This is a genomic window from Streptomyces sp. 351MFTsu5.1 (genome assembly GCF_000383655.1).
Lineage (GTDB): Bacteria > Actinomycetota > Actinomycetes > Streptomycetales > Streptomycetaceae > Streptomyces > Streptomyces griseorubiginosus.
The window spans coordinates 172,396-195,581 of the sequence record NZ_KB911784.1; the positions used below are offsets into that span (position 1 = coordinate 172,396).

Sequence of the window (23,186 nt, forward strand, 5' to 3'; positions counted from 1 at the left end):
GCTTCAGCGATGGTGACGTTCGCGCAGGCGCAGGAGCGCGCGGAGGAGTGGATCAACGGGGACGTGCCGTCGTACCAGCACCGTGAGGTGCGGGTACGGGAGTTCGACCTCGGGTTCGTGGTGTGGGCCGAGGACCGGGCGGACGGACCGCGCTCCGACGGCGGCGCCCAGCGGCTGGTGATCGCCCGGGACAGCGGGGAGGCGACGCTGTGGCCCGCGCTGCCGGTGGGCGAGCTGATCCGGCGCTACGAGGAGGAGTACGGACGCGACGGCGGCCCCGAGGACGCGGCGCCGGCGCCTGCGGCCCGGGTGGACCTGAACCAGACGTCGTTCCTGCTGACTCCGCCGGAGTGGTTGCAGGACGCGGCGGACAAGCTGGGGCTCGGGGACGGCTCCGGCTCCTCCGGCGACGGGGTTTCTTCCGTCGGGGCTTCTTCCGCCGGGGGTGCGGGGGCGGCTTCCGCGGCCCGGCCCTGGACCGGGACCGACACCAACGGGGGTGAGGGCGAGGACCTGTCCGTGGCCTTGCCGGACACGGTGTTCTCGCCGCCGGGGAACGGGGTGGAGGACGCGGTTCCGGCGGGTGCGGAGGTCTCGGATGCGGTGAGTGGGGCGAGTGCGCCGGGGGCCGGTGGGTCGGCGTACGGCTATCCGCAGACGGTGGGTGGGCCCGGGGCGGGTGCGTCGGCTCCGGCCTCGGGCGCGCCTTCGTACGGTTATCCGCAGGGTCCCGGTGGGCCGGGTGCGGATGATGACGTGTCTCCGGCTGCGCCCGCTCCGGCTTCGTACGGGTACCCGCAGGGGGCCCCTGGTGCTCCGGCGCCCGCGCCGAGTGCCGGTGACATCGCCGATCTCGCCACCAGCAAGCTGGCGCCTCCCGGGCGGGGTGCGCAGGGCGCGGGCTCGACTCCGCCGCCTCCGCCGCCGTCCGCTGCGGGTGGGGGGTACGTGCCCACCCAGTTCGTGTCGGCGCCGGGGGCCGAGGGGCCCTCGAACTCGGGCGCGCCGCCTGCCCCGGGCACCGGCGCCGGGTCCGGCCCGGTGCCACCGCCTCCGCCTCCGCCTCCGCCGGGGGCGCCGGGATTCCCTGGGGCGCCGGGCGGGCCGGGTGCGTCCGGTGGTCCGGGGTCTCCTGGTGCATCGGCGGCTCCGAACGCTGCCGGCGGTCCGGCGTTTCCTGGCGCACCGGGCGCGCCGAGCCCTTCCGGTGGGCCGGGGTTCCCTGCTGCCCCGAGCCCTTCCGGTGGGCCTGGGTTCCCCGAAGCCCCGAGCCCGTCCGGTGGGCCCGCGTTCCCCGAAGCTCCGAACACCTCCGGTGGTCCCGGCTTCTCCCAGGGGCCAGGTGCGTCCGGCACGCAGGTGTTCCCCGGTGCGCCCGGTACCTCCGGCGGGCCAGGCGCTCCGCCCCCGCCCCCGCCCCCCGGCGCCCCCGGTCCGGCGCGGGTTCCGGGTCCCCCCGGTGTGCCCGGCGGCGCGCACGGAGCCGTACACCACGCGGAGACCGTGCTGTCCACGCCCCCGCCCTCGCCGGGCGCCCCCGGCATGCCCCCGGCCCCGCCCGGCGCGACACCGCCCCCGCCGCCAGGAGCCGTAGCACCCCCCGGTGCCACCCCGGCTCACCCCGGCCCGATGGCGTCGCCGCCCGGTGCCGTCCCTCCGCCTCCCGGGCAGCCCGCTCCGGCGCCTGCGCCGGCCTACGGCTATCCCCAGCAGTCGCAGCCCACCGTCGGCCCCGGCTACCAGGCCGTGCTGCGGTACCGCGCGCAGGACGGGTCGGAGCAGCAGCTGATCCGGCGTTCCGCGCCGGGGACACCGCATCCGGAGTGGCAGATCTTCCACGAGCTGCGCGCCATGAACGTGCCGCCGAACCAGGTGCTGGAGCTGCACACCGAGCTGGAGTCCTGCGAGCTGCCGGGCGCGTACTGCGCGCGGATGATCCGGGAGCAGTGGCCGCAGGCGCGGATCACCAGCATCGCGCCCTACGGCACGGACCACGCCAGCCGCCAGCAGGGCATGCAGCAACTGCTGGCCCACCAGGGCGAGTTGCACCAGGTGGCGGACGGTCCCGCCCGCCCGGCACCGGTGCGTGCCCCCTTGCCGCCGGTCCAGGCAGCGCCCCCGGTCCCCCCGGAGGGCATCGCCCAGGAACTCGGGGCCGCGTTCGGTCCGGGCGTCTTCCGGTTCGAGCAGATCGCCGTGGACCGCCAGGGCGTGCCGCCGGTCGTCGCGCACTCGCTGGTGGTGGCGGGGCTGCCGTTGGACATGGGCCCGTTCTTCTGGGCGCAGGCCCAGCCAGGGCGCCCGGTGCCGACGCTGGCGGAACTCGCCGCCGAACGCGGGGTGCGGCCGGCCTCCGACGCGGGCTCGTACCTCGTCATGGGCAGCGACTTCGGCAAGGCGATCTGTGTGCAGTACGGGACGGCGAACATCGTCGCCGTACCCGTGGAGGCGGGCCCCGGCGGCGCGCCCGTGCCGCCGCAGTTCGTCAACACCGGTCTGCCCGAGTTCCAGCGCTGTCTCGCCCTGCTCGGCCGGATGTGGCGGCTGCGCTTCGGCCTCAACCAGGAGCAGGCCGGCCGCTGGACCGTCGACTTCCAGGCCCAGCTGGCCTCGTTCGACCCGGCGGCGCTGGGTTCGCCGGAGAGCTGGTGGTCGGTGCTGCTCGAGGAGATGTGGGACGGGCTGCTGTGACGCCGCGCAGCCGCTGATCCTCCGCGGACGAGAGGGCCGGATCCGGGTCGTGCGACCGGGTCCGGCCCTCTCGCATGAGCGACGCCCGGCGCGACGACCGTGTCCTCTCCGCGGAGTGTCGCGTTATGAACATTTCCGTCCGATACATCAAGATGTGCGCGAAATCATCATTTTGTGTCCGTTCGGGTTGTATCGGCGGAGAGGGTTCCAGGATGAGCAGCGCACCGGTGTCGCCCCAGGGGTTCGTGGCCGTACGGGGGCGTGGCTACCGCCCCGACCAGGTCGACGCGTTCGCCACCGCCCTGTCCCGGGACCGCGACGCGGCGTGGGAACGCGCCGCGCGGCTCACCGTGCTCGCCAGGGACATGGAGGCGGACGTGGTCCGGCTGCGGGAGGTCGTGGCGACACTGGCCCCGCAGACGTACGAGTCGCTCGGCGAGAGTGCGCGACGGCTCTTCGAGCTGGGACAGGAGGAGGCCGCGGCCGTCCGGGAGGGTGGCCGGCAGGAGGCGCGGCGGCTCGCGGACGAGGCGCGGGCGCATGCGGACGGCGTACGGGATGCCGCACAGGCGCATGCCGACACCGTGCGCTCCGAGGCCGAGGAACACGCCGGCCGGCGTCTGCTCGCCGCCCGCGCCGAGGCCGACGAGATCCGGATCGCCGCCCGGCGTGCGGTGAAGGAGGAACGTGGGGAGGCGCTCGCCGCCGTGCGCGAGGTACGGCAGCGCACCCTCGCCAAGCTCGCCGAGCAGGCCAAGGAGTACGCGGAGCGCGTGGCCGAGCTGGAGCGCGCGGAGGAGAAGCGCGCGGCCGAGCTGGACGCGCGCGGCGCCGAACGGGTGGCGCGGGCCGAGGAACTCCTCTCGGCGGCCAAGCGGGACTTCGCCGAGGCGGAGGCCGCGGTGGAGCGGTGCGAGGAGGAGGCACACGCGCGTGCGGCGGAGATCCTCGCGGAGGCACGCGCCCACGAGGAGCGCGTCGCCCGGGAGACGGAGCGGGTGCTGCGCGAGCACGGGGAATGCTGGGACGAGGTCCAGGCGCAGATGGACCAGGTGCGCAGCAGCCTGACCGCGCTCACGGGGAGGGCGGCGACGGAGTGACGCGGCCTTGGTCCGTCGTTCGGCTGCGGGTGAGTGGGGGCCGGTCGCAACCACGAACCACCCGCAGCCGGACGACGGTCTAAGTCCCCCTCCGCACCGCTCCCGCCAGGATCCACCCCTCCACCGCCTCGTACTGCCGCCGCTGCTCCTCCGCCTTGCCCCGTCCGGAGACGACCGTCCCGAGCCACCCGAGCGCGAAGCCCGCCGGGATCGAGACGAGGCCGGTCGTGGTGAACGGCAGCCAGTTGAAGTCGGCCTCGGGGAACGCGGACACCGGAGACCCCGACACCAGGTTCGTGCCCGGCATCAGCGCCAGCACGGTCAGCGTGCCGCCGATGAGCGTGCACAGCAGTCCCGTGCGCGTGTAGCGCCGCCAGAAGAGGCTGTACACGAGGGCGGGGGCGAGGGCGGACGCGCCGACGCAGAAGGACAGGATCACCAGCGGCTGGAGGCTGCGGTGCTGGATCAGCGTCGCCAGGAAGATCGTGGGGACACCGACCGCCAGCGCCGAGACGCGCGCCGTCAGGATCTCCCGGTTCGGTGCCATCGACCGTGCCCGCGTCGCGAACACGTCATGGGCCAGGGAGTTGGCGCAGGCGAGGATCATGCCGGCGACGGAGGCCAGCAGGGTGAGGAAGAGCGCCGTGGTGACCGCGGTGAAGAGAAACGTCTCCCCGGTGGACACCTCCGGGCCGAACGCCGCCCGCGACCCCAGCAGGTACGCCGTGTTGCCCTGCGGATCCGCCTCCGCGATCACCGTCCGGCCGATCATCGCCGTCGCGCCGACCCCGACGACCGTGATGACGAGCACGAACACGGCCACCGACGACACCGCCCAGGACATCGAGCGCCGCACCTGACGTGCACTGGAGGCGGTGTACATGCGCATGGTGACGTGCGGCAGACAGGCCCCGCCGATGACGACCGCCAGCTGTGAGGTGATCATGTCGATGCGGGGATACGGCCCGGCCGCGAACTCCAGCCCCGGGTTGAGGAAGTCCCGCCCCACCCCGCTCTGTCGGGCCGCCGCGTCGAACAGGGCGCCCGGGTCCCAGGAGAACCGGTGCAGGACGAGGACGGCGACCACGGCCCCCGAGCCCAGCAGCATGACCATCTTCAGGATCTGGATGAGCGCGGTGCCCTTCATGCCGCCGATGGCCGCGTAGCTGATCATCAGCATGCCGAGCCCGATGATGAACCCGGTCTTCAGCGTGTCGCCGTCGAACCCCAGGATGAACGCCAGCAGTTGGCCGGCCCCGGCGAGCTGCACCAGCATCAGCGGCAGCAGCGCGGCGAGGGTGACCAGGCACGCGGCGATCCGTACGGCACGTCCCGGCATCCGGCGCGCGAACGCGTCGCCCATGGTGAACCGGCCCGCGTTGCGCAGGGGTTCGGCCAGCAGGAACATCAGCAGCATCAGCGACAGGGCGGTGCTGAGGGCCAGGACGACACCGTCGTAGCCGAACAGCGCGATGACCCCGCCGGTGCCGAGCACGGTCGCCGCGGAGATGTAGTCGCCCGCGATGGCGAGGCCGTTGCGCACGGGGGACAGCGAGCTGTAGCCGGTGTAGAACTCGTCGAGGTCGTCGCGGTCCGGGCCGGTCATCACGCACAGCAGCAGGGTGAGGGTGGCGACGGCGGAGAACGCCACCAGGCTCATCGCCTGCGCGGAGTCGCTGAAGCCGGTCATCGGGCCACCGCCCCGCGCCGGGCGTCCACTTCGGACTGCTTGCGGATGCGGTCGGCCAGCGGATCGACGGAGCGGCGCGCGGTGTGCTCGTACAGGGCGATCGCCAGCCAGGTGACGGGGAGCTGGAGCAGGGCGAGGAGCAGACCGGTGGGCAGTCCTTCGGCGCCGCCGCCCGCCATGAAGGCCGGTGCACAGGCGGACAGGACCAGGAAGAGCGTGAAGTAGCCGAGCGCGGTGAAGGTGGCGGTGCGCCGCTGTCGGCGATAGGCGCCGCGCAGGACCCGCAGATCGCTGTGGTGGCCGATCGGGGAGCGGTGGCGCGGCGGCCGGGGTGCGGGTTCGGGCGGTGGTTCGAGGGGCTGCCAGGGGTAGGTCGGATGGGGCTGGGAGCGGTCGTAGGACATCCCGGGGCTCCTTGCGCGGCTCGGGTCCACGGCGGTGGACCGCAGGGAGTTGGGGGGGGTGGAGGAGTGAGCGGAGCCCCGCACGTTACCGGCCGGTTCGGAGTTGTACAGCCCTTTCACCAAACTGATTGGTCGGTATGCGCTTACTTCTCTGACCTGGGGTGTTACCCCCGTTAACTCGGACTTTTGGCCATGCCGGAGTGTGCTCGCGCGCCTACGTCAGGTGCGCGGACACCGCTCCGGGCTACCGCTCCTCGAGCACCGGGAAGCGACGCGGCGCCAGCACCAGCAGCACCACGAACGCCAGTGCTGCCGCCCCCGCCGCTCCCAGATACACCGCGTGCACCGCGTCCGCGATGGCCGCGCGGGTCGACTCGGGAGCGGTGCCCGCGTCCAACGCGCGCGTGACGGAGTCCAGGTCGCTCGCGCCGCCGAGGCGGGCCGCCAGGACGCCGTTGGCCACCGCGCCGAAGAGGGCCGCGCCCACCGTCTGGCCGGTCTGGCGGCAGAACAGGACGGACGCGGTCGTCGTGCCGCGTTCCGCCCAGCCGACCGTCGACTGCACCCCGACGATCAGGGGGAGCTGGAACAGGCCCAGGGCGCCGCCCAGGAGCAGCATCAGCAGGGTGGGCTGCCAGGCGGCGCCCGGGTAGGGCAGGAAGGGGAACGCGAAGAGGATCAGCGCGGCCGAACCGATGCCCAGCATCGCCGTGTTGCGGAAGCCGACGCGCCGGTACACGTGCTGGCTCAGCGCCGCCGACACCGGCCAGCTCAACGTCCAGACGGACAGCACGAATCCGGCGGCGACCGGGGTGAGGCCGAGCACCGACTGGGCGTACGTCGGCAGGAAGACCGTGGGGGCCACCATGAGCAGCCCGAGCGCACCGAGCGCCAGGTTCACCGCGGCGATGGTCCGGCGGCGCCACACCCAGCCGGGGATGACCGGCTCGGCCGCCCGGCGCTCGATCAGGACCACGACGGCCACCAGGGCGAGCCCCGCCCCGAACAGGCCCAGGGACGGCCCCGACAGCCACGCCCACGCCACCCCGCCCTGCACGAGGGCCGTCAGCAGCACGCCCCCGCACGCGAACACCGCGAGCGCGCCCGCCCAGTCGACTCGCGCGCGCGTGGCGGGCCTTTCGCGGGCCGGCTCCCGCAGATGGCGGGCGATCAGCCACAACGCCACCGCCCCTATGGGCAGGTTGACCAGGAAGATCCACCGCCAGTCGGCGTAGGCGGCCAGGACCCCGCCGATGCCGGGGCCCGCGACCGCCGCCACCGCCCACACCGTGGACAGCCTGGCCTGGATCCTGGGGCGCTCCTCCAGCGGGTAGAGGTCCGCGGCGAGCGTCTGGACCGTGCCCTGGAGCGCGCCGCCGCCGAGGCCCTGCACGATCCGGAAGGCGATCAGCGCGCCCATGTTCCACGCCGTCGCGCACAGCAGGGAGCCGAGCAGGAACACCGCTGCGCCCACCACCAGCACCGGCTTGCGTCCGAAGGTGTCCGACAGCTTGCCGTACACCGGCAGGGTCACCGTCACGGCCAGCAGATAGCCGGAGAACAGCCAGGAGAAGACCGAGAAGCCGCCCAGGTCGCCGACGATCTGCGGGACCGCCGTGGAGACGATGGTGGCGTCCAGGGCCGCGAGCGCCATGGCGAGCATCAGGGCTGCCACGACCGCACCGCGCCGGTGCGTGGAGACGGGCCGTGCGGATTCGCCCACGGCCGGCTTGGTGTCGTCCACCCGGATTCCTTCCCCCTGCATCTATCTGCCGGACGACAGCTTCCCACTTGACCCTCACGCCGCGGCAGGGCGCAGTCTGACCGCACCGGCCGGGTGGACCGAACCCCTAGATCGTCTCCACCCGTCGGTGGACTGCCCCTAGGGGTACCTCCCTCCTACGGCTCGGGGAGGGTTCGTACCCCCGGAGGAGGAGAAGGGCCGCGGTCCGTCCTTAACCTGGCTTTACGCCGCTGGGGAGCGGTGGGGGAGGGGCGGCCGGACCGACGGGGGTGGGGTTTTCCCCCGGAGAAGAGGGTGCTGAGCACCAGCGCGCCGGACCGCCCCGCGGGACCAGACTGAACGCCGTACCCAAGCGGACACCAGCACACGCACCATTGCTCGCACCGCACTCACCGAACGCCGGGCGGTCCCGGCGGCTCAATTGCTGACCGATATAGGAGACATACCGTGACATCGGCTGTGACCATCACCAGGCACGGGGGCACTGGAGGGCGTACGGCCGTTGCCGCGCGGGCGCGGCAGGTCGTCAAGGCGTACGGGTCCGGTGAGACCCGCGTCGTCGCCCTTGACCATGTGGACGTGGACATCGCTCGCGGACAGTTCACCGCGATCATGGGCCCCTCGGGGTCCGGCAAGTCCACCCTCATGCACTGCCTCGCCGGACTCGACACCGTGACGAGCGGTCAGATCCACCTGGACGAGACCGAGATCACCGGCCTGAAGGACAAGAAGCTCACCCGGCTGCGCCGCGACCGGGTCGGCTTCATCTTCCAGGCGTTCAACCTGCTGCCGACGCTCAACGCGCTCGAGAACATCACGCTGCCCATGGACATCGCGGGCCGTAAGCCCGACAAGGAGTGGCTCGCCAGGGTCGTCGACACAGTTGGACTTTCCGACCGACTCAAGCACCGGCCCACCCAGCTCTCCGGCGGCCAGCAGCAGCGCGTCGCCGTGGCCCGCGCCCTGGCCGCCCGTCCCGAGATCATCTTCGGTGACGAGCCGACCGGAAACCTCGACTCGCGCGCGGGTGCCGAGGTGCTGGGCTTCCTGCGCCGCTCCGTCGACGAGCTGGGCCAGACCATCGTGATCGTCACGCACGACCCGGTGGCCGCCTCGTACGCGGACCGGGTGCTGTACCTCGCCGACGGCCGGATCGTCGACGAGATGTACCAGCCCACCGCCGAGGCCGTCCTGGACCGCATGAAGGACTTCGACGCCCGGGGGCGCACGTCATGACCGTCATGAAGACCTCGATGCGCAACTTCTTCGCGCACAAAGGACGCATGGCCCTGTCGGCCGTCGCGGTCATGCTCTCGGTGGCCTTCGTCTGCGGGACGCTGGTGTTCACCGACACCATGTCCACCACCTTCGACAAGCTCTTCGCGGCCACCTCCTCGGACGTGACGGTGAGCGCCAAGGGCGCCTCCGACAGCGGCGAGACGACCTCCGACAACGGCAAGCCGCCGGTCATGCCGGCCTCGGTACTGACCAAGGTGCGCGCGGCCCAGGGCGTGAAGTCGGCCGAGGGGACCGTCTTCTCGACCTCGGTGACCGTCGTGGACGCCGACAAGGACAACCTCTCGCCGTCCAGCGGCGCCCCGACCATCGTCGGCAGCTGGAACGCCAACGATGCCCGCACCATGAAGATCACCTCCGGTACGGCGCCGAAGAACTCCGGCCAGGTCATGGTCGACGCCGACACCGCCGACAAGCACCACTTGAAGCTCGGTGACGACATCGGCGTGATCAGCGCGGTCGGCACGCACCACGCGAAGATCTCCGGCATCGCCGACTTCCAGGTCACCAACCCCGGTGCCGCGATCTTCTACCTGGACACGAAGACCGCCCAGGAGACGCTGGTCGGCGAGCCGGGCGTGTACACGAACGTCAACGTCACGGCCGCCGCCGGTGTCACCGACGTGCAGCTGAAGACCCATGTGGCCGCCGAGCTCGGCGGCGCCTACAAGGTGCAGACGGCCCAGGAGACCGCCGACGCCAACCAGAAGGACGTCGAGGGCTTCATGAACGTCATGAAGTACGCGATGCTCGGCTTCGCCGGGATCGCCTTCCTCGTCGGCATCTTCCTGATCATCAACACCTTCTCGATGCTGGTCGCGCAGCGGACCCGGGAGATCGGCCTCATGCGGGCCGTCGGCTCCTCCCGCGGCCAGGTCAACCGGTCCGTGCTCGCCGAGGCGCTGCTGCTGGGCGTGTTCGGCTCGGCCCTCGGGGTCGGCGCGGGCGTCGGGCTCGCGGTCGGGCTGATGAAGCTCATGGGCTCCATGGGCATGCATCTGTCGACCAGCGACCTCACGGTCGCCTGGACCACCCCGGTGGTCGGCCTGCTGCTCGGCGTGGTCGTCACCGTCCTCGCCGCCTGGCTGCCGGCCCGCCGCGCGGGCAAGGTCTCCCCGATGGCCGCCCTGCGGGACGCGGGCGCTCCGGCGGACGCCAGGGCGGGTGTCGTACGCGGTGTGCTGGGCGGTCTGCTGACCGCGGGCGGCGGTTACGCGCTCCTCCTGGCCGCGTCCGCCGACAAGGCCAAGGAGGGCTCCCTGTGGCTCGGCCTCGGCGTGGTGCTCTCCCTGATCGGGTTCGTCGTGATCGGCCCGCTCCTCGCCGGTGGCGTGGTGCGCGTCCTGGGCGCGATCGTCCTCAGGGTGTTCGGCCCGGTCGGCCGCATGGCCGAGCGCAACGCCCTGCGCAACCCGCGCCGTACGGGAGCCACCGGCGCCGCCCTGATGATCGGCCTCGCGCTGGTCGCCTGCCTCTCGGTCGTCGGCTCGTCCATGGTCGCCTCGGCCACGGACCAGCTCGACAAGACCGTCGGCACGGACTTCATCATCCAGTCCGACAACGGACAGCTGGTCACACCGGACGCCGTCAAGGCCGTCAAGGACACGCCCGGGCTCTCCCGGGTCACCGAGTACAAGATCTCGGAGGCCGACTACACGACCCCCGACGGCAAGACGCTCAAGGACACCGACATCACCGCGGCCGACCCGACGTACGCGACCGACCTGCGCACCAAGACGGTCGCCGGGAACCTCGCCGACGCCTACAAGCCCGACTCGATGTCCGTCCACGAGAAGTTCGCCAAGGCGCACGGCATCCACCTCGGCTCGAAGATCAAGATCGCCTTCAAGGACGGCGCGACCGCGAACCTCACGGTCCGGGCCATCACCAGCAGCGACGGCCTCATCGACGCGGGCTCCAAGTACACGTCGATCGCCACCCTCGCCAAGTACGTGCCGGCCGACAAGATGCCGCTCGACCAGCTCGTCTTCGCCTCGGCGAAGGAGGGGCGGACGGACGCCGCGTACAAGTCCCTGAAGTCGGCGCTGCACGAGTACCCGCAGTACACCGTGCGCGACCAGACCGACTACAAGCAGGCCCTCAAGGACCAGATCGGCCAGCTCCTCAACATGATCTACGGCCTTCTGGCCCTCGCGATCATCGTCGCGATCCTGGGTGTCGTGAACACCCTGGCCCTCTCGGTGGTCGAGCGGACCCGGGAGATCGGCCTCATGCGGGCCATCGGCCTCTCGCGGCGCCAGCTGCGGCGGATGATCCGCATGGAGTCGGTCGTCATCGCCCTCTTCGGCGCGCTGCTCGGGCTCGGCCTGGGCATGGGCTGGGGCGCCACCGCCCAGAAGCTCCTCGCCCTGGAGGGCCTGAAGGTCCTGGACATCCCCTGGCCGACGATCATCGCGGTCTTCGTCGGCTCGGCCTTCGTGGGCCTGTTCGCCGCCCTGATCCCGGCGTTCCGGGCGGGCCGGATGAACGTGCTGAACGCGATCGCGACGGAGTAGCCACAGCGGGGCCCCGGGGACGGGGAGCACGGGGGAACGCCCGGCGCCGAGAAGTCACGGGGGACTTCTCGGCGCCGGGTTCGTGTGTTTCGGCCCGTCCCGAGAGCCGTGGTCATCCACAGCCCCCGCGGCTGGCGGTGCCGCGTCGTAGGCTGGAGACCCCCCGGCCGGTCCCCGCGTCGGGCCCTTCGCGTTGCCCATCCCCAGCCGTACCCACGCAAAGCCCAGCCCCCCTCGGACGAAAGCCGCCCCGAATGAGCCTGCACGGTCTGCTCGACGCCGTCGTCAAGGACCCCGCCCTCGCGGAAGCGATCGCGGCCGCCCAGGACAGCAACCGCATGCACGTCGACCTGGTCGGCCCCCCGGCGGCCCGCCCCTTCGCCATCGCCGCCCTCGCCCGTGAGGCCGGCCGGCCGGTGCTCGCGGTGACGGCGACGGGCCGCGAGGCGGAGGACCTGGCCGCCGCCCTGCGCTCCCTGCTGCCGTCCGAGGGCGTCGTGGAGTACCCGTCCTGGGAGACCCTGCCCCACGAGCGGCTCAGCCCCCGCAGCGACACCGTGGGCCGCCGCCTGGCCGTCCTGCGGCGCCTCGCGCACCCGCGCCCCGACGACCCCGAGACCGGCCCGGTCTCCGTGGTCGTCGCGCCCGTGCGCTCCGTGCTCCAGCCGCAGGTCAAGGGCCTCGGCGACCTGGAGCCGGTCGCCCTGCGCACCGGTCAGACCGCCGACCTGAACACCGTCGTGGAGGCCCTCGCCGCGGCCGCCTACGCGCGCGTGGAACTCGTCGAGAAGCGCGGCGAGTTCGCCGTCCGCGGTGGCATCCTCGACGTCTTCCCGCCCACCGAGGAACACCCCCTGCGCGTGGAGTTCTGGGGCGACGACGTCGAGGAGATCCGCTACTTCAAGGTCGCCGACCAGCGCTCCCTGGAAGTCGCCGAGCACGGCCTGTGGGCCCCGCCCTGCCGTGAACTCCTGCTCACCGACGACGTACGCGCCCGTGCGCGTGCCCTCGCCGAGCAGCACCCCGAGCTGGGCGAACTGCTGGGCAGGATCGCCGAGGGGATCGCGGTCGAGGGCATGGAGTCCCTCGCCCCCGTCCTCGTCGACGACATGGAGCTCCTGATCGACGTCCTGCCCAAGGGCGCCATGGCCGTCGTCTGCGATCCGGAGCGGGTGCGCACGCGTGCGTCCGACCTCGTCGCCACCTCGCAGGAGTTCCTCCAGGCCTCCTGGGCGGCCACCGCGGGCGGCGGCGAGGCGCCCATCGACGTCGGCGCGGCCTCCCTGTGGTCCATCGCCGACGTCCGGGACCACGCGCGCGAGCTGGACATGATGTGGTGGTCCGTGTCGCCGTTCGCCGCCGACCTCGAACTGGAGGCGGACACCCTCAAGCTGGGCATGCACGCCCCCGAGACCTACCGCGGCGACACCGCCAAGGCGCTCGCCGACACCAAGGGCTGGCTCGCCGACGGCTGGCGCGCGGTCTTCGTGACCGAGGCGCACGGCCCCGCGGCCCGTACCGTCGAGGTGCTGGGCGGCGAGGGCATCGCGGCCCGCCTCGACGCGGAGCTCGCCTCCCTGAGCCCGTCCGTCGTGCACGTGGCGTGCGGCTCGATCGAGTACGGCTTCGTGGACCCGTCCCTGAAGCTCGCCGTGCTCACCGAGACCGACCTGACCGGGCAGAAGGCGGCCGGCAAGGACGGCGCCCGGATGCCCGCCCGGCGCCGCAAGAGCATCGACCCGCTCACCCTGGAGACCGGCGACTACATCGTCCACGAGCAGCACGGCGTCGGCCGCTACATCGAGATGGTCCAGCGGACCGTGCAGGGCGCCACGCGCGAGTACCTCGTCGTCGAGTACGCCCCCGCCAAGCGCGGCCAGCCCGGCGACCGGCTCTACATCCCCACCGACCAGCTGGAGCAGATCACCAAGTACGTCGGCGGCGAGGCACCCACCCTGCACCGGCTCGGCGGCGCCGACTGGACGAAGACCAAGGCGCGCGCGAAGAAGGCCGTCAAGGAGATCGCCGCCGACCTCATCAAGCTCTACAGCGCGCGGATGGCCGCACCCGGACACACCTTCGGCCCGGACACCCCGTGGCAGCGCGAGCTGGAGGACGCCTTCCCGTACGCGGAGACGCCGGACCAGCTCACCACCATCGCCGAGGTCAAGGAGGACATGGAGAAGTCGGTCCCCATGGACCGCCTGATCTGCGGCGACGTCGGCTACGGCAAGACCGAGATCGCGGTCAGGGCCGCCTTCAAGGCCGTGCAGGACGGCAAGCAGGTCGCGGTCCTCGTCCCGACGACCCTGCTGGTGCAGCAGCACTTCGGGACGTTCTCCGAGCGCTACTCCCAGTTCCCGGTGGTCGTGAAGGCGCTCAGCCGCTTCCAGACCGACACCGAGGCGAAGGCCGTCCTGGAGGGGCTGCGGGAGGGCTCGGTGGACGTCGTCATCGGCACCCACCGGCTGTTCTCCTCGGAGACCAAGTTCAAGGACCTCGGCCTGGTCATCGTCGACGAGGAGCAGCGCTTCGGCGTCGAGCACAAGGAGCAGCTCAAGAAGCTCCGCGCCAATGTCGACGTGCTGACCATGTCCGCGACGCCGATCCCACGCACCCTGGAGATGGCCGTCACGGGCATCCGCGAGATGTCGACGATCACCACGCCCCCGGAGGAGCGCCACCCGGTGCTCACCTTCGTCGGACCGTACGAGGAGCGGCAGATCGGCGCGGCCATCCGCCGTGAACTGCTGCGCGAGGGCCAGGTCTTCTACATCCACAACCGGGTCGAGTCCATCGACCGGGCGGCCGCGCGCCTGCGCGAGATCGTGCCCGAGGCGCGGATCGCCACCGCCCACGGCCAGATGTCGGAGCAGGCCCTGGAGCAGGTCGTCGTCGACTTCTGGGAGAAGAAGTTCGACGTCCTCGTGTCGACCACGATCGTCGAGTCCGGCATCGACATCTCCAACGCGAACACGCTCATCGTCGAGCGCGGCGACAACTTCGGCCTCTCCCAGCTGCACCAGCTGCGCGGCCGGGTGGGCCGTGGCCGCGAGCGCGGTTACGCCTACTTCCTGTACCCGCCGGAGAAGCCGCTGACGGAGACGGCGCACGAACGTCTGGCGACGATCGCCCAGCACACCGAGATGGGCGCGGGCATGTACGTCGCCATGAAGGACCTGGAGATCCGCGGCGCCGGAAACCTCCTCGGCGGCGAGCAGTCCGGGCACATCGCGGGCGTCGGCTTCGACCTGTACGTCCGCATGGTCGGCGAGGCCGTCGCGGACTACCGGGCCTCCCTGGAGGGCGGGGTCGAGGAGGAGCCGCCGCTGGAGGTCAAGATCGAGCTCCCGGTCGACGCGCACGTCCCGCACGACTACGCGCCGGGCGAGCGACTGCGGCTCCAGGCCTACCGCGCGATCGCCTCGGTCAACACCGAGGAGGACATCAAGGCCGTACGCGAGGAACTCGTCGACCGCTACGGCAAGTTGCCCGAGCCGGTGGAGAACCTGCTGCTGGTGGCGGGCCTGCGCATGCTGGCACGCGCGTGTGGCGTCGGCGAGATCGTCCTCCAGGGCACCAACATCCGCTTCGCGCCGGTGGAGTTGCGGGAGTCGCAGGAACTGCGCCTCAAGCGGCTGTACCCGGGCACCGTCATCAAGCCGGCCGTGCACCAGGTGCTGGTGCCGCGCCCGAAGACGGCGAAGGTGGGCGGCAAGCCGCTCGTCGGGCGAGAACTGCTGGGCTGGGTGGGGGAGTTCCTGACGTCGATTCTGGGGTCGTGAACGTGGGGCGGGATCGGATCGGGGCGAGCCGGGTCGGGTCGGTGGGCGTGAGGTCGGGTCGGGGAACCTGACCTCGGGGTTGCGGGGCTGCGGGGCGGTGAGCTCGGGGCGCTGAGCTGCGCGGGGCGTGGCTTTGCGAGCCCCGGGCCGGTCCGGGAGCGTGCGCTCTGGTCTGGGGCCGGTCCGGGAGCGTGGGCTCTGGTCTGGTCGGCCCTGCGGTCAGGGCGTGCGGAAGAGCGTGGTGGCCAGGGCTCGGAACACTTCCTCGGGGTCCTGGTCGCCGACCGGACCGTCCAGGTTGTCGCTGAGCAGCAGCGTGGCGAAGCCGTGGGCGAGGGACCAGGCGGCGACTCCCGCGAGGCGCGCGTCGATGCCGAAGTCCTCGGCGCGGACGCCCGAGACCGAGGTGCGCAGGGCGTCGGCGGCCAGGGCCCGGCCCGTGGTGAGTTCGAGGTCGTCGGCGCGCAGGAGCCCGGGCGCGAACATCACCTGGAAGTGGGCCGGGTGCTCGCGGGCGAAGCGGACATAGCGCACGCCCGCGTCCTTGAGGTCCGTGGCTTCCCCCAGTGCGGCCGCCAGCAGCCCGAAGCCTTCGGCGGCGATCGCGGTCAGCAGCCCGGTGCGGTCCTTGAAGTGGTGGGCCGGGGCCGCATGCGAGACCCCGGCCCGGCGGGCCAGGTCACGCAGGCTCAGCGCGGCCGGGCCGTCGGCCGCGATGACGTCCAGCGCGGCGCCGAGGATCGCCCGGCGCAGATCGCCGTGGTGGTAGGGCCGGTCGGGCTTCGTGCTCTGCGCGGGTGCCATGGACATCAGGGTACGCAGAATCTAGGCATTGACAAGTTCGAGCCGGCGAGGCAATCTAGTCAATGTCAAGTTCGAAGGGGCGGGACGAGGGGGAGGGGTTGTGCCATGTCGTTCCACGACGAGGAGACGGGGGCTGCCGGCGCGGTCGGCGGTGCCGTGGATCTGACCCGGGTGCGCCGGCTCTGGCACCTGCTGGAGCCGCTGCACGCGGTGCTGTACTACGCGCCGGAGGTCTTCGAGGAGGCGGCCGCCCTCGGGTACGACACGGCGGAGCGCTGGCCGAGCTACTTCCCGCTGCGCGCAGCGCCGTTGGGGCCGGCGGGCGCCGGGCGCGTGGCCTCCGCCTTCTACAGCTTCAGCCCGCGCATGGTCGCCGAGCACATGGACTCGGCGTGGGCGGTCGCCGGTCCTGACGCGGTGAAGGCGGCGCGACTGCGGGGCGTCGACCGCGCCTACCGGGCCCTCTTCGGCGACCGTGTCGACAGCCCCGAGCTGGCGGAGGCCGCCCGCCTCGCCCGGCGGGCCGCCGAGTCGGCGGACACGGCAGGGCGCCCGCTCGCCGCGGCCAACGCCGAGCTGGAGTGGCCCGACGCCCCGCACCTCCAGCTGTGGCAGGCGGCCACGATCCTGCGCGAACACCGCGGAGACGGCCACGTGGCGGCCCTGTTGGTGGCCGGACTCGACCCGGTCGAGTCGCTCGTCTCCTTCGCCGCGATCGGTGCCGCGTCCGTCGAGCGTTTCGGGAGCCGGGGCTGGAGCGCCGACGAATGGAGGGCCGCGCGGGAGCGTCTGACGGCCCGTGGCCTGGTCGACGAGAGCGGAGAAGCCACGGACGCCGGCCGTGACCTCCGGCACCGCGTGGAACACCAGACCGACCAACTCGCAGCCCGGCCATGGCGGTTGCTCGGCGCGGCCGACACCGACCGGCTCGCGGACCTGCTCGGAGACTTCTGGGTCGCGGTGCTGTCCTCCGGGCTGCTCCCCTCGGAGACCACGCTGGGCATAGGCAGGGTCTGACCGTGATAGGCAGGGCGGATGCTCGGACGACTCCCTCTCGGGGAACAACTGGACGCATTCCGCTCGGCCTTGGAGCGCAACGAGGTCCTGACCGAGGTCATGGCCGGAGCGGCGAGGCTTGACCTGCCGGGCTGGTACGTGACGGCGGGCTGCCTGTTCCAGACCGTGTGGAACGCGGTCACCGACAGGCCCCCGACCCAGGGCATCAGGGACTACGACGTCTTCTACTTCGACGACACCGATCTCTCCTGGGACGCCGAGGACGCCGTGATCAAGGCGGGGCGCGAGGTGTTCGAGGGACTGCCGGCCGAGGTGGAGATCCGCAACGAGGCCCGGGTGCACCTCTGGTACGAGCGGAAGTTCGGTGTGCCCTGTCCGCCCTACGACTCCACGGAGTCCGCCATCGACCGTTTTGCCGCGACGACTTGCTGCCTGGGCGTGCGGCTGGAGCCGGGTGGCGAGTGGCGTGTCTACGCTCCGCACGGGCTGTCGGACGTGTTCAACCTCGTGGTCCGCCCCAACCCGGTCCTCGCCCCGAGGGAGGTCTACGAGTCGAAGGCCGCCCGCTGGAAGGAGGAGTGGCCGGAGCTGACGGTGCTGCCGTGGCCGGCCTGAGGTGACCGGCCTGAGGTGACGGGCTTGAGGTGACGGGCCTGAGGTGACGGGCCTGAGGTGACCGGCCCGCTCCGAGCCGGCTGAACTGCTCTGCTTCGGCAGGCCGTTCCGGGCTGGACGCGGGAGGCCGCCCGCGGAAGTGCCCCCGTGGGCGGCCTCTCGGTCAGCCTGGTTCGACTGCATGGTTCGACTCGCGGCGGAAGGGCCCGCTCGGGCCGTGCCCGGCAGGCCGGCGTCGGTGCGTCCGCCAGGGAGCCTCGGACTACGGCTGGTCGGGCCGGTCGCGGTCCATGCCGAGCGAGCCTTCGATCTTCTGCTGCGCGTCGTCGACCTGGCTCTCGTACTTGTTGCCTGTCCTGTCGTTGGCCTTGCGTTCCGCCATGTCGGACAGGTCCTTGGCCTTGTCCTGGACCTGGCGGTTGCTCTTGAACCTGTCGAAGATGCCCATCCAGAGCTCCTTCCAGAGGTGACTCAGAATGACGATACGACCGTTATGCCCCTGATGCCCACTCGAAGGGCATGCCGTCCGAGCCTCCCGGCCCACTTCCTGAATGCCGCGGTGCGCCCGATCGCTACGGTGTGCGCAACGCCCTGCCAGGGAAGGCGCTCCTTGCGGGGGCGGACCGGTTTGCAAGGGGAGGGGCGCACGTGAGGCGTCTGAGGGGCGGGGTCGCGGCCGCCGTCGTGCTGGTGTTCGCCGTGGCAGGGTGCAAGGCGGAGACGACGACCACGGGGTCGGGTGGCCCGGAGGGGACCGGGGGCGCCTCGGATGCTGCCCTCAGCGCCGCCAAGTCGCTCACCGTCAAGGGCCGGGCGCCCAAGACGGGTTACGACCGCGACAGGTTCGGCACCGCGTGGGCCGACACGGACTCCAACGACTGCGACACCCGCGACGACATACTCCAGCGTGACCTGGAGGACGTGAAGTTCACCAGCGGCAGGTGCAAGGTCTCCTACGGGGTGCTGGAGTCGGACCCGTACTCGGGCAAGGAGGTGACCTACCGGCGGGGCCGCAGCCAGGTCGACATCGACCACGTGGTCGCGCTCTCCGACGCCTGGCAGAAGGGCGCCAAGTACTGGGACGCCGGCAAGCGCATAGCTCTGGCCAACGACCCGCTCAACCTCATAGCCGTCGACGCGAGCACCAACCGTTCCAAGGGGGACGGCGACACGGCGACCTGGTTGCCGCCCAACAAGGGGTACCGGTGCACTTATGTTGCCGCCCAGGTCGCCGTGAAGAAGAAGTACGAGCTGTGGGTCACGGCCGCCGAGAAGTCCGCGATGGAGAAGGTCCTCTCGGGGTGTCCCGGCCAGAAGCTGCCGACCGGCGGCAACCCGACGGCGGCACCGCCGAGGTTCCACGCGGACTGAGGGGCCGCCGCGCACCGGCCGCGGGCGCGAAATGCGCTTTCCGGTGCGCGGTGCCGCGAATTACGGTGACCGCATGGAGCCGAAGGTGTCGAGTCTCGCCGAGCGTCCCGAGATGCGGGAGCGCGTCCTCGGCATGGCCAACAGCTGGCCGGAGTTCGTGACCCAGGACCCCGTGGGCAACGCCCACTACGGGCGGATCTCCGGCGAACTCCCCGAGTACGTTCTGTTCGCCGAGGACGAGCGGGGCGAGGTCGTCGCGCACGCGCACAGCGTGCCGTTCGCCCTCCACGCCGAGGGGCGCGGCGAACTGCCCGCCCGGGGCTGGGACGAGATGCTCGTGTGGGCGTTCGGGGACCTGAGCCGTGGCGTGCGGCCCGACACGGTCGGTGCCGTCTCGGTCGTCATCGATCCGCGTGTCCAGGGGCGGGGGCTGTCCGCCCTGATGCTCTCGGCGATGCGCGACAACGCCCGCGCGCACGGCTTCAGTGAGGTCGTCGCCCCGGTCCGTCCCAGCGCCAAGCACCTGGAACCGCACACGCCCATCGAGGAGTACGCCCGTCGCGTACGGCCCGACGGCCTGCCGAGCGACCCCTGGCTGCGGGTGCACGCCCGGGCCGGTGCCGCCGTTCACGCGGTGGCGCCCGCCTCGATGACGGTCGCCGGTTCACTGGAGCAGTGGCGTCACTGGACCGGACTGCCCTTCGACACCCGGGGCGACATCGAGGTGCCGGGGGCGCTGGTGCCGGTGCGGTGCGAGCCGGAGCGCGGGTACGCGGTGTACGTGGAGCCCAACGTGTGGATGCGGCACGCCCTTTGAGCGTGCCGCGTCCTGGTGCCCTGCCTTCAGGTGCGGTGCCTTCAGGTGCGGTGCCTTCAGGCGTGGCGCCTCGGCTCGGGCGGCTCAGCCGCCCAGGGCGTCCAGGTCCAGGATGTCGCCTGCGGGCTTCTGCGCCGGGACCGGCTTGTCGAAGTCGCTGAAGGCGATCGAACCCTGGTCCGCCCCCGCCGTGCTGTCGACGCGCAGCAGATACGGCTTGCCCTCGGTGGCCACGTACAGGGTGTAGCGGTCCTTGCCGTCCTTCTCGTGCAGCGTGATGGCCGGCACCCCGTCGACGGTGGTCGTCTTACCGCGGCTCGCGTCGGAGGCGGTGTCCTCGGCGCCGCCGAGCACCTTGGTCAGGTCGCAGAAGTCCCCGAATTCCTTGCCGTTGGGGCCCGTCGCCTTCGTCTTGGTCCACTTGCCCGCCAGCATGGCCACGGCCGCGTCGGTGTCCGCCTTCGGCTCGCCCTTGCTCTGCTCACGCAGCAGCGCCTCGTCGAACTTCATGTACACGAGGTCACCGGTCTTGATCAGCTCGACCTGGCCCTTGCCGCCCATGCCGACGGTGCCGGCGCACTCGCCCTTCTTGTTCAGGGCCACGTCGAGGCTGATGGTGCCGCCGCTCTCGTCGTCGGGGATGTCGCCCTTCATCCGCAGCGAGGAGGCGCCGGTGGTCGCCTTCGCGGCCCGGTCGGCTATCTCCCCGCCGGTCAGCCCGGTGAACGGGTCCTTCTCGGCGGTTGGCTTGCCCGTCGTGGTGGACGCGCTGGACGCGCCCGTGCCGTTGTCCGCCGTGTCCTGACCCGGCTGGCATCCGGTGAGTCCTGCGGTGGCCGCGGCGGCGATGCAGAGGGCGGCAAGTGCGGTACGACGCATGGCGATTCCTTGGTGGTGAAACGGCGAGATGGAGTGAAGTGCGGTGAAGAGGTGGCGCGGGCCGGAAGGGGCGGCCCCCTCCAGGCATGGCGGCCACCGCCCGATCCGGGTGGCTGCTTCGTTCGCTGGGTCAATAAGACCAGAGCTTGTGAACCGAGTCAACACAATTCACAAGATGAACTGTGTACACGGCCGTGAAGGGGTAGATCTTGCATGCGTCGGTATGCTCGGCGACACACGCGGGCCGCACGGGTGGCGCGGCACGACGAGGGGAGCGGGCGGTGCAGGACAACGCGACAGAGGTGACCGCCGCCGGTATCGCACGGCTGGCCGGAGTGGGCCGTGCGGCCGTGAGCAACTGGCGGCGCCGCCACGCGGACTTCCCGAGACCTGTCGGCGGCACCGAGACCAGCCCGGCCTTCGCGCTCGCCGAAGTCGAATCGTGGCTGCGCAAGCAGGGGAAACTCGCCGAGGTGCCGCTGCGGGAGCGTGTCTGGCAGCAGCTCTCCGGCCACCCCGAGGGCCCGGTCACCGCCCTCACTCACGCGGGCTGCGTCCTGCTGCTGATCCACGACCGTCCGCCGGTCTGGCTGGAGGTGAGCGCCGGCTCCGACGAACGCCTCGCGTCGATGCTGCCCGGAGCGCTCCGGGACGTACTGACACCCCGCTTCGGCGAGGAGCCGGTCGTCGACGTCCCGGGGGTGGCGGGCACCCCGGCCGCTGTGAACACTCCCGGTGCCGTTCACGGATCACCGGGCGTCCCTCGCCCCTCCGCTGTGAACACCTCGGCCTCCGTGAACACCCGAACCGCGCTTCACAGCCCCACCGCCTCCGAACTCCTCCCCTCCGTCCCCCTCCTGCGCGGTGTCGCCGAACTGGCCGCCGAACTGGGCGCCCGCCAGACCTTCGAGTTCCTGCTGGGACGGCATCTGGACGCCAACCCGCGCCAGTACACGCTCACCCCCGCCGAGCTGGCCGGTCTCATGGCCGATCTCGTGGGGCCCGCCCGGACCGTCCTCGACCCCGCCTGCGGCACCGGCGCCCTTCTGCGGGCCGCCGCCACCCGCCCCGACCAACGACTCCACGCCCAGGACAGCGCCCCCGAACTGGCCGCGCTCACCGTGCTCCGGCTCGCCCTGCACACCTGGTCCACCGTCCGCGGCGCAACCGGTGACAGCCTGCGCGCCGACGCCTACCCCCACCTGCGCGCCGACGCCGTCCTGTGCCACCCGCCGTTCAACGAGCGCAACTGGGGCCATGACGAACTCGCCTACGACCCCCGCTGGGAGTACGGCTTCCCCGCCCGCACCGAGTCCGAGCTCGCCTGGGTCCAGCACGCGCTCGCCCGCCTCAAGGACGGCGGCGCCGGCGTCCTGCTCATGCCGCCCGCCGCCGCCTCCCGCCGCTCGGGCCGCCGTATCCGCGCCGACCTGCTGCGCCGCGGTGCCCTGCGCGCTGTGATCGCCCTGCCGGTCGGGGCGGCACCGCCGTACAACATCCCCCTGCACCTGTGGGTGCTGCGCCGTCCGGAGAAGGCGCCCGCGCAGCCGGAGGTGCTGCTCGTCGACGTGGGCCGGTTCGCGGGCGAGGGACGCGGCGGGCCGGACTGGCGGGCCGTGCGCGAGGCCGTCCTCGACGCCTGGCAGGCCTTCGGCCGGGCCGGCCGTTTCGCCGAACGCCCCGGTCTGGCCCGTGCGCTGCCCGTCATCGACCTCCTCGACGACGACGTGGACCTCGCCCCCGCCCGCCATCTGCCGCCGCCCACCGCCGCGGACGGGGCCGAACAGCTCACGGCCGTGCGCGAGCGCCTGGGCGAGACCCTGCGGCTGACCGCCGACCTCACCCCGCCGCCCGCCGCCGGCGCACCTCTCGCGCGGTGGCCGCTCACCACCATCGGCGAACTCGCGCGCGGGGGCGCCCTGATGCTGCGCACGGGCGGCAGCGGCGGCCACGCGCGTGTGCCCGTCCTCACCGACCACGACGTCCTCTACGGGACCGCCCCCTCCGGCACGCTCCCCGAGAGCGACGAGCAGGCCGTGCTGACCGAGCCCGGCGATGTCGTCGTACCGGTGCTGGGCGGGGGTTCGGTGGCGCGTGTGATCGACGAGGCGACCGGCGGCGCCGCCCTGGGGCGCAACCTCGTGCTCCTGCGCCCCGATCCCGCGGCCCTGGACCCGTGGTTCCTCGCCGGCTTCCTGCGCGGCACCGCCAACAACCGCCAGGCCAGCCGCTACGCCTCCACCGCGACCCGCCTGGACGTACGTCGGCTCCAACTGCCCCGGCTGCCGCTTGAAGAGCAACTGCGCTACGGCGAACGCTTCCGCGCGCTCGACGAGTTCGAGCGCGCCCTCCGGCACGCGGGCCGCCTCGGGGAGCAACTCGTGCGCGGGATGTACGACGGCCTCACGGACGGGACCGTCGCGCCCCACTGAACCGGCGCACCCGACCGGACGACTC

The 23,186-nt window shown here is 72.2% G+C and carries 16 protein-coding genes; 10 read left to right on the top strand and 6 right to left on the bottom strand.

The features are described 5' to 3' along the window. The first annotated feature begins 9 nt into the window (after positions 1 to 9). Positions 10 to 2,691, top strand: a complete 2,682-nt coding sequence (locus tag H295_RS44785) for an SUKH-4 family immunity protein (RefSeq protein WP_051135598.1) — start codon at positions 10 to 12, stop codon at positions 2,689 to 2,691. A 212-nt stretch (positions 2,692 to 2,903) separates the two neighbouring features. After that, positions 2,904 to 3,791 carry a hypothetical protein gene (locus tag H295_RS0123660; RefSeq protein ID WP_028809672.1) on the top strand — a complete coding sequence of 296 codons (888 nt, stop codon included), beginning with the start codon at positions 2,904 to 2,906 and terminating at the stop codon, positions 3,789 to 3,791. A 79-nt stretch (positions 3,792 to 3,870) separates the two neighbouring features. On the opposite strand, the gene H295_RS0123665 is transcribed toward H295_RS0123660, so the two are convergent. The 3 genes from H295_RS0123665 to H295_RS0123675 all read right to left on the bottom strand — a co-directional run bounded on the left by H295_RS0123665 (position 3,871) and on the right by H295_RS0123675 (position 7,629). After that, positions 3,871 to 5,481: a cation acetate symporter gene (locus H295_RS0123665; protein ID WP_020137838.1), complete on the bottom strand. Its 1,611-nt coding sequence runs from the start codon at positions 5,479 to 5,481 to the stop codon at positions 3,871 to 3,873. After that, positions 5,478 to 5,885, bottom strand: coding sequence for a DUF485 domain-containing protein (locus H295_RS0123670; RefSeq protein ID WP_020137839.1), 408 nt, complete (start codon positions 5,883 to 5,885; stop codon positions 5,478 to 5,480). The genes H295_RS0123665 and H295_RS0123670 overlap by 4 nt, the downstream gene beginning before the upstream one ends. Positions 5,886 to 6,129: 244 nt before the next feature. Then, the gene (locus H295_RS0123675; RefSeq protein WP_020137840.1) at positions 6,130 to 7,629 is read right to left on the bottom strand and encodes an MFS transporter; all 1,500 of its coding nucleotides are present in this window, start codon (positions 7,627 to 7,629) and stop codon (positions 6,130 to 6,132) included. A gap of 447 nt (positions 7,630 to 8,076) precedes the next feature. Between H295_RS0123675 and H295_RS0123680 the strand changes: the two genes are divergently transcribed. The 3 genes from H295_RS0123680 to mfd all read left to right on the top strand — a co-directional run bounded on the left by H295_RS0123680 (position 8,077) and on the right by mfd (position 15,226). Then, on the top strand, positions 8,077 to 8,865 hold the full coding sequence (locus H295_RS0123680; protein ID WP_028809673.1) for an ABC transporter ATP-binding protein: 789 nt from the start codon (positions 8,077 to 8,079) through the stop codon (positions 8,863 to 8,865). Then, positions 8,862 to 11,441 (top strand): ABC transporter permease, encoded by a 2,580-nt coding sequence (locus H295_RS0123685; protein WP_020137842.1) that lies wholly within the window; start codon positions 8,862 to 8,864, stop codon positions 11,439 to 11,441. Before H295_RS0123680 ends, H295_RS0123685 begins: the two co-directional genes overlap by 4 nt. Before the next feature lie 254 nt (positions 11,442 to 11,695). After that, entirely contained in the window at positions 11,696 to 15,226 is a 3,531-nt protein-coding gene (gene mfd / locus H295_RS0123690) for a transcription-repair coupling factor (RefSeq protein WP_020137843.1), read from the top strand. A gap of 219 nt (positions 15,227 to 15,445) precedes the next feature. On the opposite strand, the gene H295_RS0123695 is transcribed toward mfd, so the two are convergent. Beyond that, positions 15,446 to 16,036, bottom strand: coding sequence for a TetR/AcrR family transcriptional regulator (locus H295_RS0123695; protein ID WP_020137844.1), 591 nt, complete (start codon positions 16,034 to 16,036; stop codon positions 15,446 to 15,448). 99 nt (positions 16,037 to 16,135) lie between these two features. Here H295_RS0123695 and H295_RS0123700 point away from each other — a divergent pair, with 99 nt between their 5' ends. After that, positions 16,136 to 17,047 carry an SCO6745 family protein gene (locus H295_RS0123700; RefSeq protein WP_020137845.1) on the top strand — a complete coding sequence of 304 codons (912 nt, stop codon included), beginning with the start codon at positions 16,136 to 16,138 and terminating at the stop codon, positions 17,045 to 17,047. An 18-nt stretch (positions 17,048 to 17,065) separates the two neighbouring features. Then, on the top strand, positions 17,066 to 17,662 hold the full coding sequence (locus H295_RS0123705) for a nucleotidyltransferase family protein (protein ID WP_020137846.1): 597 nt from the start codon (positions 17,066 to 17,068) through the stop codon (positions 17,660 to 17,662). A 262-nt stretch (positions 17,663 to 17,924) separates the two neighbouring features. Here H295_RS0123705 and H295_RS0123710 read toward each other — a convergent pair whose 3' ends face one another. Continuing rightward, positions 17,925 to 18,110 carry an antitoxin gene (locus H295_RS0123710; RefSeq protein ID WP_020137847.1) on the bottom strand — a complete coding sequence of 62 codons (186 nt, stop codon included), beginning with the start codon at positions 18,108 to 18,110 and terminating at the stop codon, positions 17,925 to 17,927. A 200-nt stretch (positions 18,111 to 18,310) separates the two neighbouring features. Between H295_RS0123710 and H295_RS0123715 the strand changes: the two genes are divergently transcribed. Then, entirely contained in the window at positions 18,311 to 19,033 is a 723-nt protein-coding gene (locus H295_RS0123715; protein WP_020137848.1) for an HNH endonuclease family protein, read from the top strand. A gap of 73 nt (positions 19,034 to 19,106) precedes the next feature. Then, entirely contained in the window at positions 19,107 to 19,850 is a 744-nt protein-coding gene (locus H295_RS0123720) for a hypothetical protein (RefSeq protein WP_020137849.1), read from the top strand. 84 nt (positions 19,851 to 19,934) lie between these two features. Here H295_RS0123720 and H295_RS0123725 read toward each other — a convergent pair whose 3' ends face one another. Continuing rightward, on the bottom strand, positions 19,935 to 20,729 hold the full coding sequence (locus tag H295_RS0123725) for a hypothetical protein (RefSeq protein ID WP_020137850.1): 795 nt from the start codon (positions 20,727 to 20,729) through the stop codon (positions 19,935 to 19,937). Between the two features lie 281 nt (positions 20,730 to 21,010). On the opposite strand from H295_RS0123725, the gene H295_RS0123730 reads away from it, so the two are divergent. Then, positions 21,011 to 23,161 carry an N-6 DNA methylase gene (locus H295_RS0123730; protein WP_020137851.1) on the top strand — a complete coding sequence of 717 codons (2,151 nt, stop codon included), beginning with the start codon at positions 21,011 to 21,013 and terminating at the stop codon, positions 23,159 to 23,161. Positions 23,162 to 23,186 lie beyond the last annotated feature (25 nt).